The sequence below is a fragment of the Leptotrichia sp. HMT-225 genome (assembly GCF_030644325.1).
GTDB classification, from domain to species: Bacteria; Fusobacteriota; Fusobacteriia; order Fusobacteriales; family Leptotrichiaceae; genus Leptotrichia; species Leptotrichia massiliensis.
In genome coordinates this window covers 1,927,293-1,940,938 of the sequence record NZ_CP130323.1, presented here as the reverse complement: position 1 = coordinate 1,940,938, position 13,646 = coordinate 1,927,293, and the positions used below count along the sequence as shown (strand labels likewise).

16 protein-coding genes are annotated in these 13,646 nt (G+C 28.4%); all 16 read left to right on the top strand.

Annotated features, from left to right (window positions below; translation table 11 throughout):
* Positions 1–115: 115 nt before the first annotated feature.
* The 16 genes from QU666_RS09375 (at position 116) to QU666_RS09300 (ending at position 13,608) form a co-directional block, all read left to right on the top strand.
* Positions 116–772 carry a DNA alkylation repair protein gene (locus tag QU666_RS09375; RefSeq protein WP_021768689.1) on the top strand — a complete coding sequence of 219 codons (657 nt, stop codon included), beginning with the start codon at positions 116–118 and terminating at the stop codon, positions 770–772.
* 228 nt (positions 773–1,000) lie between these two features.
* On the top strand, positions 1,001–1,456 hold the full coding sequence (locus QU666_RS09370; RefSeq protein WP_021768688.1) for an FxLYD domain-containing protein: 456 nt from the start codon (positions 1,001–1,003) through the stop codon (positions 1,454–1,456).
* A 312-nt stretch (positions 1,457–1,768) separates the two neighbouring features.
* A complete protein-coding gene (ilvC, locus tag QU666_RS09365) occupies positions 1,769–2,779 on the top strand; it encodes a ketol-acid reductoisomerase (protein ID WP_021769980.1) in 1,011 nt (336 codons plus the stop codon).
* A 122-nt stretch (positions 2,780–2,901) separates the two neighbouring features.
* Positions 2,902–3,573 carry an HAD family phosphatase gene (locus QU666_RS09360; RefSeq protein ID WP_021769981.1) on the top strand — a complete coding sequence of 224 codons (672 nt, stop codon included), beginning with the start codon at positions 2,902–2,904 and terminating at the stop codon, positions 3,571–3,573.
* 235 nt (positions 3,574–3,808) lie between these two features.
* The gene (locus QU666_RS09355; RefSeq protein WP_021769982.1) at positions 3,809–5,107 is read left to right on the top strand and encodes an adenylosuccinate synthase; all 1,299 of its coding nucleotides are present in this window, start codon (positions 3,809–3,811) and stop codon (positions 5,105–5,107) included.
* 22 nt (positions 5,108–5,129) lie between these two features.
* Complete coding sequence (locus QU666_RS09350) at positions 5,130–5,639, top strand: hypothetical protein (RefSeq protein WP_021769983.1); 510 nt, start codon at positions 5,130–5,132, stop codon at positions 5,637–5,639.
* A gap of 35 nt (positions 5,640–5,674) precedes the next feature.
* On the top strand, positions 5,675–6,112 hold the full coding sequence (locus QU666_RS09345; protein ID WP_051285859.1) for a rhodanese-like domain-containing protein: 438 nt from the start codon (positions 5,675–5,677) through the stop codon (positions 6,110–6,112).
* Positions 6,113–6,176: 64 nt separating this feature from the next.
* The gene (locus QU666_RS09340; RefSeq protein WP_021769985.1) at positions 6,177–6,653 is read left to right on the top strand and encodes a hypothetical protein; all 477 of its coding nucleotides are present in this window, start codon (positions 6,177–6,179) and stop codon (positions 6,651–6,653) included.
* Between the two features lie 41 nt (positions 6,654–6,694).
* Positions 6,695–7,378 carry a tetratricopeptide repeat protein gene (locus QU666_RS09335; RefSeq protein WP_021769986.1) on the top strand — a complete coding sequence of 228 codons (684 nt, stop codon included), beginning with the start codon at positions 6,695–6,697 and terminating at the stop codon, positions 7,376–7,378.
* Between the two features lie 32 nt (positions 7,379–7,410).
* Positions 7,411–7,605 (top strand): hypothetical protein, encoded by a 195-nt coding sequence (locus QU666_RS09330; RefSeq protein WP_021769987.1) that lies wholly within the window; start codon positions 7,411–7,413, stop codon positions 7,603–7,605.
* 28 nt (positions 7,606–7,633) lie between these two features.
* Entirely contained in the window at positions 7,634–9,076 is a 1,443-nt protein-coding gene (gene purB, locus QU666_RS09325) for an adenylosuccinate lyase (protein WP_021769988.1), read from the top strand.
* A gap of 216 nt (positions 9,077–9,292) precedes the next feature.
* Positions 9,293–10,288, top strand: a complete 996-nt coding sequence (locus QU666_RS09320) for a YiiG family protein (RefSeq protein WP_021769990.1) — start codon at positions 9,293–9,295, stop codon at positions 10,286–10,288.
* A gap of 164 nt (positions 10,289–10,452) precedes the next feature.
* Positions 10,453–11,907 (top strand): class I SAM-dependent DNA methyltransferase, encoded by a 1,455-nt coding sequence (locus QU666_RS09315; RefSeq protein ID WP_021769991.1) that lies wholly within the window; start codon positions 10,453–10,455, stop codon positions 11,905–11,907.
* Complete coding sequence (locus QU666_RS09310; RefSeq protein ID WP_021769992.1) at positions 11,908–12,522, top strand: restriction endonuclease subunit S; 615 nt, start codon at positions 11,908–11,910, stop codon at positions 12,520–12,522. It begins immediately after the preceding gene.
* Positions 12,519–13,145 (top strand): restriction endonuclease subunit S, encoded by a 627-nt coding sequence (locus tag QU666_RS09305; RefSeq protein ID WP_021769993.1) that lies wholly within the window; start codon positions 12,519–12,521, stop codon positions 13,143–13,145. The genes QU666_RS09310 and QU666_RS09305 overlap by 4 nt, the downstream gene beginning before the upstream one ends.
* Entirely contained in the window at positions 13,081–13,608 is a 528-nt protein-coding gene (locus tag QU666_RS09300) for a restriction endonuclease subunit S (RefSeq protein ID WP_021769994.1), read from the top strand. Before QU666_RS09305 ends, QU666_RS09300 begins: the two co-directional genes overlap by 65 nt.
* Positions 13,609–13,646: the final 38 nt, after the last annotated feature.

Here is a 13,646-nt window from a genome sequence, read left to right as displayed (position 1 = left end):
ACATACTTCAGGAGAATAGCCCGTTTTATTTTCCGTAAGGGTTAAAATCTAAAAATTAGAATTTTGTAATTAATAGAAATTAATATTTTTAATAAAATGAAAAAAGAGGAAACTTATGGATTTTAATAAACTTTATGAAGAAATGATTCGGCATAAAAATGAAGAACAGGCTCAAAAAATGTCAAAATATATGCTTAATAAATTTGAATATATTGGGATCAAGACACCTGAAAGACGGGAAATATTTAAAATTTTTTTTAAGGAATACAAGAATGAAGAAAAAATCGACTGGGAATTTGTAAATAAATGCTGGGAAAATAAGTACAGGGAATTTCAGTATATTGCAGCAGATTACCTAAAGAATATGAAAGATAAGTTGACAATAGATGATATTCCAAAGTTTAAACAGTTAATCTTGAAAAAATCGTGGTGGGATACGATAGACAATTTAGATATGACAATAGGAGCTTTGGGATTAAAGGATTCAAATGTGAATAAAATATTGCTGGAATGGAGTATTGACGAAAATATTTGGCTTAGAAGAATTGCGATTGATCATCAACTTTTGAGAAAAGAAAAAACAAATACTGAATTACTGGAAAAGATTTTAAAGAATAATCTGGGTCAGGCGGAATTTTTTATCAATAAGGCGATAGGCTGGGCATTGAGAGATTATAGCAAGACTAATCCTGAGTGGGTAAAAAATTTTATTGAGAAAAATAGAGAAAATATGGCAAAATTAAGTATTAAAGAAGCAAGTAAATATTTGTAAGTATTAAAGCAAAAAATATTTATAAAAAAATGAAAATATATAATTTTAATGATAGAATACCTGAAATATGCTGGAATTACAATAAAATATTTTAAAGTTAAACTCAAATGGTTGTAATATGTTATCAAAATTGGATATTTATTTAATTTTTTTAGATAAAAATAAATAGGGCAACTATAATTTTACTGTATTGTAAGCATAAAAAATATCGAAAGGATTTAGTGAATTATGAAAAAAATACTAATAATAACGGGAACGGCTTTAGTTCTTTCATCTTGTGGAGTTGTTGGAGCGACAGGAAGTATTGCTGGAGGGACAATTAAAGCGGCTGGAACTGTTACTGGTGCCGTAATTAAGACAACTGGAAATATTATCGGTGGGATAATTGGCGGAAATGATGGAGAAATTAATGCGAAAGGCGTTAAGTATAAATTTTCTAAGGCGAAAGTTGAAAACGATGGAAATACGACAATTGTAACAGGAGTTTTAACAAATAGTGGAACTAAAAAGGAAAATGTTACTATTGAAATCCCTTGCTTTGATAAAAAAGGAACAAAAATCGGAGATGCTGTGGATAGCGCTGATTCCATTGATAAAAATAAAAAATGGGAGTTTAGGGCTGTTCTAAATTCAGGAGATGTAAAGGCGTGTAAAGTGAAAGATGCTTATGTAAATGCACAATAAATTTGATAATAACATCCTATACTAAACACAGTTTAAATAATGAAATTATTACAATCTCTTCTAATAAAAGATAAAATATAATTTTTATTTTTTAAACAAAGTCTAGTATAAACTAATCTGTAGGATTTTTGACAATAAGCTATCCTATAAAAATAAAAAAACATAGCGATATGAAAAAATATTTATTAATAAAAATATCTAAAAAATAAAATTCAAAAATATATAAAATATATCATTACATTAAAAAGAAATATTTGCAAATATTTTTAAAAAGTGTATAATATATACATATAAAATTTAGGAGGATAAAAAATGGCAGGAAATATTTTAGGAACAACAGTTTATTATGATGCTGACTGTGATTTGAGTAAATTGGAAGGTAAAAAAATTACTGTATTAGGGTATGGTTCGCAAGGGCATGCACACTCTCTAAATTTAAGAGAAGGTGGATTTGATGTAACTGTTGGACTTAGAAAAGGTTCAAAATCTTGGGATGAAGCTACTGAAGCTGGGTTTACAGTAAAAGAAACTGCAGATGCTGTAAAAGGTGCAGATATAGTTATGATTTTGATTCCAGATGAAATTCAGGCTGATGTATATGCATCTGATATTGCACCAAACTTGAAAGAAGGAGCATATATCGCATTTGGACACGGATTTAATATTCATTTTGGGAAAATTGTTCCAAGAGAAGATATAAGCGTATTCATGGTTGCGCCAAAAGGACCTGGACACTTGGTAAGAAGAACTTTCCAAGAAGGAAGTGGAGTACCTTGTCTAGTAGCTGTTTACCAAGATGCTAAAGGAGACACAATGGAAGTTGCTAAAGCATGGGCATCAGCTATTGGTGGAGGAAGATCAGGAATCCTTGAAACTACATTCAAACAAGAAACAGAAACAGATCTATTTGGTGAACAAGCTGTATTATGTGGTGGAGTAGTAGAACTTATGAAAGTAGGATTTGAAGTATTGACAGAAGCTGGATATGATCCTGTAAATGCTTACTTTGAATGCTTACACGAAATGAAACTTATCGTAGACTTAATTTATGAAGGCGGATTGGCAACAATGAGAAGTTCAATTTCAAATACTGCTGAATACGGAGATTATATTACAGGACCAAAAATTATAACTGCTGAAACAAAAGAAGCTATGAGAGGTGTTTTAAAAGATATTCAAGATGGTAAATTTGCAAACGACTTCTTAGCTGACTCAAAAGCGGGGCAACCGTTCTTAAAAGAAAAAAGAGCAGAATTTGCAAATCATGGTGTAGAAAAAGTTGGGGCTGAATTAAGAAAACTTATGCCTTGGATTAAAAAATAAAAATTAGAAAATAAAAGAACAACTTTAGAATTTTAGCAGTCTTTCAAATAAGGCTGCTAAATTTTTAGTAAATGTTTTTTATAAATAGATAAGAAAAAATAGGATTAGATAAGGAGTAAAAAATGGGAAAAAAATTCTTTGATGAAATTGAACTGTTTTTGTTTGATATGGATGGTTTGTTGTTTGATACTGAAACTATTTATGTGGAATATGGACGTGAAATTGCAGAGAAAATGGGATATACAATTACAAAAGATGTTGTGGAAAAAACAACGGGCGTTACAAATGATAAGGCAAGAATATTGTTTAAAGAAGCCTTGGGACAAGATTTTCCGTATGATGAAATGATGGGAACAGTTAAGGATCATATAATGGAAAAAGCTGAAAAAGGCGAAGTTCCATTAAAACTTGGTGCATTGGAATTGCTTGAATTTTTGAAAAAAAATAATAAGCAGATGATTTTGGCAACTTCATCGGACTTGGATATGGCTGAAACTTTGACTAAAGGAAAGGATATAAAAAAATATTTTTCCCATTTTGTTACGGCAGAAGATGTAACTCATGGAAAGCCAGATCCTGAAGTTTTTCTTATAGGAGTAGAAAAGGCTGGAACATCTCCTGAAAAAACAGTTGTATTTGAAGATTCGTTCAATGGAATAAGAGCGGCTCATGCAGCTGGGACATTTCCAATTATGGTGCCAGATAAATTAAAACCGACAGAAGAAATTAAAAAATTAGTTTATAAAAAATTTGATAATTTGTTGGAAGTGCTTGATTACTTTGAGGGAAAGTAAATTACTAAAAATAAAATAGAAATTGATTAATAGGAGTTATTTGTGGGAAATAATATAACTTCTATTTTTTTGTGAAAATTATTTTATTAAAAGATTTAAATCAATTGAAAAAAAATAGCAAATATAGTAAAATAAATAGTAAAAAGATAAAATTTTAGTAAGTTAGATTTTTTAGTTTTTACGGTTCAGTTTTTAAAAAAGTAAGAAAATTCTAAAAATTTAGGAGGAATGAAATATGGAAAATAATACTTTTGTAATTGTGGGAACGCAGTGGGGAGATGAAGGAAAAGGTAAAATTATCGATGTACTCTCTCCAAAAGCGGATTATGTAGTTAGATTTCAAGGTGGTAACAATGCCGGGCATACTGTCGTTGTAAATGATGAAAAATTTATTTTGCATTTATTGCCGTCTGGAATTATTAACTCGGCTGGAAAATGTATAATTGGGGCTGGAGTTGTTGTTGATATCGAAGTATTATTGACGGAAATTGACGAACTCGAAAAAAGAGGGAAAAAGCTGGATAATTTATTTATCGACGAAAGAGCGCACATAATAATGCCTTACCATATCGAGATTGACAAGGCTAAGGAAGAAGCTATGGGTGAAAACAAAATTGGGACTACTCAAAGAGGAATTGGACCTTGCTACATTGATAAAATTGCAAGAAATGGAATTAGAATTGGTGATTTACTGGATCCTGAAAGATTTAGGGATAAACTTACTTGGAACGTAAAAGAAAAAAATGATATGCTGACTAGATACGGTAAAGGAACTTTCGATTTGGAAGAACTTTATGAAAAATTTATGAAACTTGCTGAAAAAATAAAATTTAGAATAATTGATGCGGTTGTAGAAATCAATGAAGGAATTGAAAACGGAAAAGTAGTGCTTTTTGAAGGGGCTCAAGCGTTAATGCTTGACATTGACTACGGAACATATCCTTACGTAACTTCATCATCGCCAACATCTGGCGGAGTAACAGTCGGAACAGGAGTCGCTCCAACAAAAATCTCAAGAGTGCTGGGAGTTATGAAAGCCTATACAACAAGAGTGGGAGAAGGGCCTTTTCCAACAGAGTTAGAAAACGAGGACGGAGAAACTTTGCGAAAAGTAGGACACGAATTTGGAGCAACAACTGGACGTCCAAGAAGATGTGGATGGCTTGACTTGGTAATTGGGAAATATGCGGTGTTAATCGATGGATTGACAGACATTGTATTGACAAAACTGGATGTATTGACAGGATTTGAAAAAATAAAAGTGGCAGTAGGTTATGAAATTGACGGAAAAGTATATCATTCTTATCCTGGAAACTTGAGAAAATCTAAAGACTTGAAAATAATTTACGATGAATTAGATGGCTGGAAAGAAGATATTACACAAATAAAAAATTACGAAGACTTGCCAGAAAATTGTAAAAAATATGTTGAATATATTGAGAAAAAATTAAAATGTAAAATCTCTATGATTTCAGTAGGACCTGAAAGAAGTCAGAATATTTATAGATATGATTTGGGAGAGTTTGTGAAATAATTTTTGAAAGTTGGAGGAAATTATGAGCAAAAGGTTGATATTGTTTCTTTTGATAAGTTTTTGTAGTTTTTCTGGTTGTGTAGATGGAAAAAGTATTGAGGAAAGTTTAGAGGAAATTTGTGATAGAATATCTCATTGTCGTTCTGATGAAGAAGAAAAAAAATCTAGTATCCGAAGAATATTGGATAATTCTTTGTATGAATTTGATTATAAAGATAAAAATGGGAATTATAAATTTTATATTCCTGAAGATACAGAAATTGTAAAAGGAAAAAATAAAAATATATTTTTAATAATATATAAAATTCATTTGGCATATAGTACAGAAAACATTATAGTGGCAGAATTAACAAAAGGAAAAACATCGAAGTTTACGTTTAATACTGAAAAATTTGAAGATTATGTGAGCTGTCGTTTAGGAAATGAAGTAAATTCAAAAGATAAGATTTTGGAATTTAGGAAAAAACTTTTGGATAGAAATAAAAATTTTATAAAAGAAAAGCAAGATATTGAATTTGAGAAAAAATTATGAAATAAAAAATTTGAATAATGAAATGGAGAGATAAAATGAAAATAAGAAAAATAGCGTTATTAACAATGGTTGGAGTAATTTCTGTGTTGGGATTTTCGTGTAGTAAATCAGGAAATGAAAAAGAAACTTTAGCGATGTCAAAAGAAACGAAAGCTGCGAAAAAAGCAGAATATAAAAAGATAACTTCAGATGAAGCTAAAAAGATGATGGAAACTCAAAAAGTTATAGTTGTAGATGTTAGAACTTTGGAAGAATATAACGAAGGGCATATTCCAAATGCGATTTCTGTTCCGTTGGAAACCATTGAAAATGAGGCAGAAGCAAAATTGAAAAATAAAGATGCTTTAATTCTAGTTTATTGCAGAAGTGGAAGACGAAGTAGGGAAGCAGCATTAAAATTGATTGAAAAAGGTTATACAAACGTGATTGATTTTGGTGGAATAAAAGATTGGAATGGAGAAGTTGTAAAATAAAAAATGTAGTATTTAAAGATGTAAAAGAAAAAATACTGTATTTTGAATAAGAAGGGAATAGGTAATGAAAAAAATACTAATAATGTTAATGCTAGGGATTGCAATTATTTCCTTTTCAGCTCCAGCACAAAATGGTAAAAAGTCTAAAATTGATAAAACTGTGAATGAAAGTGCTGCTCAAAATTTGTCTTTTAATACGATTACATTGAAATTAGTTGGAACTAGAGTTTCAAAAACTGATAAAAATAAAATAGAATTAGAATATGAAAATTTTAAGGCAACTGGAAATAATAAAAAAGTTTATACAGAAAAAGACTTTCAAGTAAATGGAAAAAATCCCAAAATTATTATAAATAAAACAATTTCAACTGCAATGATGGAAAATTTTGTTAATAGTGATGAAGAAATTTCTATAATAGGATTTTTGGAAAATAATGAAGGAATTAAGTATAAACCGTTTAATTTTAGTTTTACTGTGAATAAAGATGAAGTGAAAAAGATTTATTTTAAGGACGGAGCAATTTATATTTGGGATAATTAATTTTTTAATTTTATAATCTTTTGTCAAGAAAGGAATGAGAAATGAAAAAAGTCTTAATTTCAATCGTATTTTTAATTTCAATAAATGTATTTGCAGATATTAATAGTGAAATAAAAAATTTGAAGCAACTTAAAGTAGAGAATGAATTTATTGAAGGATATAAAAAGGCAGTAAATGAATTTTCTTCTACGAAAAAATTATCTGAGAAATATATGACAGAATATCTTAATATCGGTATGATTTATTTAAAAAATTCAAAATACGATGAAGCAATAGAGCTGTATAATAGAATTTTAAAAAGTAATTTAAAAAATGTAAGTACTAATTATTGGGCTTATTATGGAATTTCATCTGCGTATTTTTACAAAAAGGATTTTAAAAATTCATTTGAGTATGGGAAAAAAGCAATAGAAATGGATATTAAGCAGAAAAAAGAATTACCGTTCATTCCAAAAGATGAAATGGAAGATTATAGAAGAAAAAATTTAGCAGAAAGAACTTTTTTATCAGGGTATTCACAAGAAAAATATGAAGAAATATTAAATATATTTTTAGAAATAATCAAAGACGAAAATTATAAAAATGTTATTTCAAAAGATGAGGTAATAATAAAAGCGTTAGTGAGTGCAACGATGCAAATTAGGAAAAAAGATGAAAAACTTTCTGATAAGTATTTGAAAGAATTAGAAAAGTTAAAAATTTTTAAAGTTGTCAAAGTTGATTAAAAAAGTAAAATTTGTGTATATAAAGGAGAATTATGAATAAAATAGTAATTATATTATTTGGAATTTTGAGTATTTTATCATATTCTTCCGAAGCTCAAATAATAACATGTTGTGAAAATTGTTATCGTAAAAACTCAAAAATAAAAAATAAAAATTATGATTGGGATAAATTAGGTACTGGATTTAACTGGAATTTAGATTCAGAGTATAGATTTTTAAAAAAATAAATCAAATCAAGTAGGAGGAAATGGGAAAATGGAAAATATGAGTATATATTCAAATCCGTTGGCGGAAAGATATTCTAGTAAGGAAATGTTGCATATTTTTTCACCAGAGTTTAAATTTAGAACTTGGAGAAAGTTGTGGATAAATTTGGCTGAGGCTGAGAAGGAACTTGGGCTTGATTTTATTACAGATGAGCAGATTGAGGAACTTAAAAAATTTAAGGATGATGTGGATTTTGAAGTTGCGGCCGAATTTGAGAAAAAATTGAGACACGATGTGATGGCTCATGTTCATACTTATGGAGAACAGGCAAAAAATGCAAGAAAAATTATTCACTTGGGAGCAACAAGTGCGTATGTTGGGGATAATACTGATTTGATTCAAATTAAGGAAGGACTTTTAGTTATTAAAAGAAGAATGCTTACTTTGATTGAAAAAATGAGAGATTTTGCATTGGAATATAAAGACTTGCCTACTTTAGGATTTACGCATTTTCAGGCGGCACAGCTTACAACGGTTGGAAAAAGAGCGACATTGTGGCTTCATTCTTTGCTTCTTGATTTTGAAGAGCTGGAATTCAGACTTGAAAATTTGAGATTTAGAGGAGTCAAAGGGACTACTGGTACACAGGCTAGTTTTAAAGAATTGTTTGAAGGAGATTTTGAAAAAGTGAAACAATTGGATGAACTGGTTACGGAAAAAGCTGGATTTAGTAAGAAACAAGGCGTTTCGGGGCAAACTTATGATAGAAAAGTAGATGCACAAATTTTAAATTTATTGTCGAATATTGCTCAATCTTCTCACAAATTTACGAATGATTTTAGATTACTTCAGCATTTAAAGGAACTAGAAGAGCCATTTGAAAAAAATCAGATTGGTTCAAGTGCGATGGCCTACAAGAGAAATCCGATGAGAAGTGAAAGAATTTCATCACTTGCCAAATACGTGATTTCAAGCTCACAAACAGGAGCATTAGTTTTTGCAACACAATGGTTTGAAAGAACATTGGACGATTCTGCAAGCAAAAGACTTTCAATTCCGCAAGCATTCTTGGCAGTGGACGCAATTTTAATTATTTGGCTTAACATTATGGACGGAGTTGTCGTTTATCCAAAAGTAATTGAGGCAAATATTCAAAAGGAATTACCATTTATGGCGACTGAAAATATCATTATGGAATCAGTTAAAAAAGGAATGGACAGACAAGAAGTTCACGAAATTATTAGAGAACTTTCAATGGAAGAAACAAAGGAAATTAAATTGAATGGAAATCCGAACAGACTAATTGACAGAATTATAAAAGACGGCAGATTAGGGTTGAAAGCAGAAGATATGGAAGGAATCTTGGTTTCAGCTAATTATACTGGATTTGCTGGACAGCAGACTGAAGATTTTGTGAAAAATGAGATTAATCCGATTTTGGATAAGTATAAGGATGAGATTGTGGAGGATAGGGAGGAATTGAGGGTTTAATGGAAAAATAAAAAAACTCTTACAAGAAACTAGAATATGAAAACAAAATCTCAAAATGCAAAAACTAATATCGAAATATCAGTTAAAATAGGAATATATTTAAGTGAAATATATAATTACATCGAGAATATTTTTCAAAAATTAGTAGAAAAATTAAATCGTATAAATAATTTTAAGAAATGCAAAAAATAAATTTACCAAGGAGAGATAATAAAAATGAAAAAAACAAAAATTTTAGTAATATTATTAATGTTGGTATTGTTAATTTCATGTGGGAAGAAAGGTAATAACAAGGATAAAGGATTTGATTTGAAAAATTCTGGTGGAACGAATCAGAAAGTTGATGAGGTTGAAAAGTATAATTCGTATATTGGGGTTTATAATAAATTAGTTAGTTTTGAGAAAACGGCTAATTCTTATTTTAAAGAAGCAGGTACAGAAGCACAATTTAAAAAATCAGAAGGAAGTATAAATGCCAATTTTTACGATGTTAAGAGTATCATAACAGAATTAGAAAAGGCAATATCAGCAAAACCTAAAATGGGAGAACTTGATAAGGTTTCCGAAAATTTACTTGGAGTATTTAAAGAGTTGAAGCCATTAGCAGAAGATATGGATTCTTATTATTCTGGGAAAGATTATACGAGTGATAATTATAAAAAAGCTCAAGAATTTCATACAAAATTTTTGGAAATTATAAAAAAATATGATGCAGCAGTTTTGGCATTTAGAACAGAAATGGATAAAAAAATAGTTGAGCAAAGGGAAAAAGAAGCTCAAAAATTGCAAAAAGAAGGAAGAGTTATTGCGTATAACAGAATGGTAATTTTGAGTGTGGGAGAAGAAGTTTTAAATGAAATTAGTAAACAAAAATTAACTGGAGCAAATGTTGTTTCTGGTGATGCTGCTAAATTTAAAGCTTTACAGGAAAAATTGATTAATGCAGTGGGAGAATTTAATAAACATGCAAAAGATCAAAAACAAATGGAAAAAGAAGGTTACAAAGATTATCAATTAAGCAGTTTTATACATGAAGCTGATAGATTTAAAGCAAGTTTAGCTAGTCTTGTGGAAAGAATCGAAGCAAAAAAACCAATATCAGAATTTTCATTAAGAGATCAATTCTTCTTGGAAAATGAAACAGGTTCGCCTGAAAATGTTGTTAAATCATTTAATGAGCTTGTAAAAGCATATAATGATATGAATAGATAATAATGGTGTGTAAAATAAAAGCTATACTATTAAATATTTAGTATAGTTTTTATATTTTGTAAATGTATTTGAATTATTTGAAAATTAGTCAAAAATAAAGGTTAGTTATAATTTTTGAGTTTTATTTTAAAATTTTTATAATAAAAAATATAGAGAGGGAAAATATGATAATAACAGGAGAGCTGAAAAATAAAATTGATAAAATATGGGAAATATTTTGGACAGGAGGAATAACAAATCCTTTGTCTGTAATAGAACAGTTTACATATTTGATATTTATAAAATTATTGGATGATAAGCAATTAAGAGCTGAAAGAGATGCAATTTTATTGGGAATAGAGCCTAAAAAATTTTTTAATGAAGAACAGCAAAGTCTTAGATGGAGTAATTTTAAAGAATTAGAAGCACAAAAAATGTACGATATAATGGTAAATGAAGTGTTTCCATTTATTAAAAACTTAAATGGGGATAACAGTTCATCATTTTCAAGATATATGAAAGATGCGATATTTCAAATACCAACTCCACAAATGCTAGAAAAAATTGTTACAGGAATTGAAGATTTGGCTTTAGAAGGGGATATAAAAGGTAATTTATATGAATATTTGTTATCTAAATTGGCTACTTCTGGAACAAATGGACAGTTTAGAACTCCTAGACATATTATTGACATGATGGTAAAACTTGTAAAACCAGTGCCTACTGATATGATAATTGATCCTGCCTGTGGAACTTCTGGATTTTTAGTTGGAGCTGGTGAATATTTGAAAGAAAATCATAATGAAATTTTTAATTCTGAAGAGTTGAAAAATCATTATCAAAATAATATGTTTTATGGAAATGATATGGATACAACTATGCTTAGAATAGGTACAATGAATATGATGTTACACGACATAGAAAATCCAGATATAGATTATAAAGATTCCCTTGCAAAATCAAATACAGACAAGGAAAAATATACCTTAGTGCTTGCTAATCCTCCTTTTAAAGGTTCGCTAGATGCAGAATCAGTTGCTGATGATATATTAAAAATAACAAAAACTAAAAAAACAGAACTGTTATTTTTGGCATTAATGATAAGAATTTTAAAAAATGGTGGAAGATGTGCTGTTATTGTACCTGACGGAGTTTTATTTGGTGCCAGTAATGCTCATAAGCAATTAAGAAAAGAAATTATTGAAAATCACATTTTACAAGGAATAATATCGATGCCAAGTGGAGTATTTAAACCATACGCAGGAGTCAGTACAGCTGTATTGTTATTTACGAAAACAGGTGTTGGTGGAACAGACAAAGTATGGTTCTATGATATGCAGGCAGATGGTTATTCACTAGATGATAAGAGAACTAAAATAGAAGATAACGATATAGAGGACATCATCAATAGATTTTCAAATTTAGAAAATGAAACTGACAGAAAAAGAACTGAAAAATCTTTTTTAGTTCCAAAAGAAGAAATCATTGAAAATGACTATGATTTATCAATAAATAAATACAAGGAAATAGAATATGAAGAAATCGTTTATGAAAAGCCTGAAGTTATTATTGGAAAAATAAAAGAACTAGAAAAAGAGATAACATTAGGTTTGGAAGAACTTGAAAAGTTGGTGAAGTAGATGGAAAATAGAAAAGTCCAATTAGCTGAATTAATTGAAACTCCAATCACAGGTGAATGGGGCAATGAAATTAAAGATGCTGATAATCAAAATATAGTAAAAGTTATAAGAACAACAAATTTTACTAATAGTGGAGAAATAGATTATTCAGATATTACATTGAGAGACATTGAATATACAAAGTGTGAGAAGAAGAAATTAAAATATGGAGATATAATTTTAGAAAAATCTGGTGGAACTGATGTAAATCCTGTTGGAAGAGTTGTTTTTTTCGATAAAAATGATTCTAATGATGTATATTTAACAAATAATTTTACTACGACATTAAGAGTTAAAGATAATAAAATAAATAGTAGATTTTTATTGTTATTTTTATTATATAATTATAAATACAAAGGAGTACATAAATTTTATAATAAAACAACAGGGATACAAAATTTACAAGTATCAAATTTGATAAAAAACATATATGTACCTTTACCAGAAATAAATATACAAAGTGCAATAGTAGAAATATTAGATAAAATCAAAAATATAATAAAAAGAAGAGAGAAACAAATAATTTTATTTGATGAATTGATTAAATCCCGATTTTTAGGGAGGGAAATTTTATGAAATATGTTACTTTAGAAGAAGTATGTGAAAATAGAACATCCAATATATCGCAAAAAGATTTAAAAGGAAATGAAGGAATTTATCCAATATATGGTGCAAGTGGATTGATAAAAAAAGTAGATTTTTATATACAAGATAAAGAATATATAGGAATAGTAAAAGATGGAGCAGGAGTTGGAAGAACAATGTTGTTACCTTCAAAATCTTCTGTTATTGGTACAATGCAATATATAATTCCGAATGGAAGTTTAAACATTAAGTATTTATATTATGCTTTAATTTCTAAGAAATTATCAAAATATTCTTCAGGAGCTACAATTCCACATATATATTTCAGAGATTACAAAAAAGAAAAAATATTATTAATTTCTGAAATTGAACAGCAAAAAATAGTTAGTATTTTAGATAATATAGTTAGTCTAATAGAAAAAAATAAAAAAAGAATTATTTTGTTAGAAGAATTAGTGAAGTCCCGATTTATAGAGATGTTTGGAGATCCGATTAAGAATGATAAAGGTTGGAAAAAAGAAAAATTATTAGAAAATGTAGTAGAGAAAGTTGAAAATATATCAAAAAATTCAGAAATTAATAATTTCTTACATAGATATTTCTTCAATAAATAATTTAAAAAATAGAATAGAAACATATAAAAATTATTATATAGACGAAGCTCCTAGTAGAGCAAAAAAAATAATAAATAGAAATGACATTTTAATTTCTACAGTAAGACCTAATTTAAAAAATATAGCATTATTTGATATAGAAACAGAAAATAAAGCAATAGCTTCAACAGGTTTTTGTATATTAAGAACAAAAACTAAACTAAATACCCTTTATTTATTTAATGTATTGTTATCAAATTCATTTACCAATGAGTTATCAAAAAAAGAAATAGGTGCGAATTATCCTGCAGTTACTGAAAATGATATAAAAAATGTAAAAATAGCATTACCACCATTAACTCTCCAAAACGAATTTGCAGAGTTTGTAACTAAAATTGACAAATTAAAGTTTGAAGTCGAAAAATCGTTAAAAGAAATGGAAAATTTGTATGATTCTTTGATGCAAAAATTTTTTAAACAATGATAAATTAGTTTGATAAATCAGAATTTCGATGTTTTATT

Excerpts from the sequence above, each read along its gene's own strand:
- QU666_RS09375 (WP_021768689.1), top strand. The coding sequence starts at position 116 with ATGGATTTTAATAAACTTTATGAAGAAATGATTCGGCATAAAAATGAA.
- QU666_RS09370 (WP_021768688.1), top strand. The coding sequence starts at position 1,001 with ATGAAAAAAATACTAATAATAACGGGAACGGCTTTAGTTCTTTCATCT.
- ilvC (WP_021769980.1), top strand. The coding sequence starts at position 1,769 with ATGGCAGGAAATATTTTAGGAACAACAGTTTATTATGATGCTGACTGT.
- QU666_RS09360 (WP_021769981.1), top strand. The coding sequence starts at position 2,902 with ATGGGAAAAAAATTCTTTGATGAAATTGAACTGTTTTTGTTTGATATG.
- QU666_RS09355 (WP_021769982.1), top strand. The coding sequence starts at position 3,809 with ATGGAAAATAATACTTTTGTAATTGTGGGAACGCAGTGGGGAGATGAA.
- QU666_RS09350 (WP_021769983.1), top strand. The coding sequence starts at position 5,130 with ATGAGCAAAAGGTTGATATTGTTTCTTTTGATAAGTTTTTGTAGTTTT.
- QU666_RS09345 (WP_051285859.1), top strand. The coding sequence starts at position 5,675 with ATGAAAATAAGAAAAATAGCGTTATTAACAATGGTTGGAGTAATTTCT.
- QU666_RS09340 (WP_021769985.1), top strand. The coding sequence starts at position 6,177 with ATGAAAAAAATACTAATAATGTTAATGCTAGGGATTGCAATTATTTCC.
- QU666_RS09335 (WP_021769986.1), top strand. The coding sequence starts at position 6,695 with ATGAAAAAAGTCTTAATTTCAATCGTATTTTTAATTTCAATAAATGTA.
- QU666_RS09330 (WP_021769987.1), top strand. The coding sequence starts at position 7,411 with ATGAATAAAATAGTAATTATATTATTTGGAATTTTGAGTATTTTATCA.
- purB (WP_021769988.1), top strand. The coding sequence starts at position 7,634 with ATGGAAAATATGAGTATATATTCAAATCCGTTGGCGGAAAGATATTCT.
- QU666_RS09320 (WP_021769990.1), top strand. The coding sequence starts at position 9,293 with ATGAAAAAAACAAAAATTTTAGTAATATTATTAATGTTGGTATTGTTA.
- QU666_RS09315 (WP_021769991.1), top strand. The coding sequence starts at position 10,453 with ATGATAATAACAGGAGAGCTGAAAAATAAAATTGATAAAATATGGGAA.
- QU666_RS09310 (WP_021769992.1), top strand. The coding sequence starts at position 11,908 with ATGGAAAATAGAAAAGTCCAATTAGCTGAATTAATTGAAACTCCAATC.
- QU666_RS09305 (WP_021769993.1), top strand. The coding sequence starts at position 12,519 with ATGAAATATGTTACTTTAGAAGAAGTATGTGAAAATAGAACATCCAAT.